Annotated in this window: 1 pseudogene; it reads right to left on the bottom strand. The window is 72.3% G+C overall.

Features of this window, described 5'->3' with window-relative positions:
• Positions 1 to 1,210 (bottom strand): annotated as a pseudogene (locus MKK82_RS20435) (hypothetical protein); the annotation flags it as partial.

Below are 1,210 nucleotides of genomic sequence, written 5' to 3'. Positions count from 1 at the left end.
GCCGGTCATCGGGTGCTCGGTCATCAGCATGCCGCGGGCTTGGTTCAGCGCGGCACGCTGCGGTCCCTCGGCGGTGCGCAGCCGGTCCGCGAGGTTCGTCAGCACGTCCGTCGTGTCGATCGGGCCTGCGCCACGCACGGCGTCACCGATGGACTGGTTCGGGACCTGACGCATTGCCGCGAAAGTATTGGTGGCAGCCTGCGGGCTGATGGCGGGGCCGAAGGCGCCGTTGATGTCCGTCGCAAGGCGGTCCGTCATGCCTTCCGCACGCGACACGATCGGCGCCGTCACAGCCTGCCGGGTTTCCGGCCGGACGGCGAGGCCCTGCGCCTGCCCCTGGAATGATGGCGAGGCATCGAGCAGCATCGCATCGGACCCAAGCTCGCCCATGCGGGACCGGATCTGCGGCACGCCGCCCGAGTTGGCCGCGTCCTCTGCCAGGATCCGCGTCGCGGCCGGAGTGAACCCGCTTGACGGGCCCAGCGCGTCGCCGAGCATGCCGTAGAACTTCCTGATCCCCGCCCCGACCGCCGCGCCTGCCGCGGGGGCTGCCCCGCCAAACGCCCCTCCGATAACTGCCCCACGCCCAACCGCATTAAGGTCGCCATCGCTGCGCACGGCTGCGTCTGCGGCGCCAAGGCCAGACCCTGATGCGGCTGAGATCAACGAGCGGCCGATCAGACCGCCCGTGCCGGCCCCGAACGCAGCAGGGGCCGCCGCGATCAGAGGTGCCGTGCCTGCGATGCCGCCGGCAATCTCGCCGGCCGTGTTGGCGTAGGGATGCGCGGCTTTCACGTCGGCGCCGTAAGCCTGAGCTTTCTGCAGCTCGTCGCCGTAGCCGGTGCCGCCCTGGTATGACCGCAGCGCCGCGTCAGCGCGGTCGATGCCGCCGAGGATGTACGGGCCCGCCACCGGGATCCCGTCGACAAAGCCACGGGCGGCGGCGTTCAGTGCGCCCGTTTCGCGGCCGGTCTCCGCGTGGGTCTGCTCGGCCTTGAACGCGGCAAACTCTGCGGGATCAAAGCCGCCTCCAGCCGCTGGCGCCAGTCCGCCGGCAGCCTGCTTGAACGCCTCAGCCGTCGGGCGCTCCGTGCCGGACCGGCGCGCGGACGACTCGCGTCCGCCGCGCGATTCGCGGCCCGGGCGGCCGCTGCCGGGCTCCAGCAGATCGTCGGCGATCCGCGGGGTCTCCGCGACGTCGCGGCGTGCC

Source organism: Methylobacterium sp. E-046 (assembly GCF_022829625.1).
Taxonomy (GTDB): Bacteria; Pseudomonadota; Alphaproteobacteria; order Rhizobiales; family Beijerinckiaceae; genus Methylobacterium; species Methylobacterium longum.
Note: the sequence above shows the minus strand (reverse complement) of the source record. Positions and strands in the feature narration are given on the sequence as shown.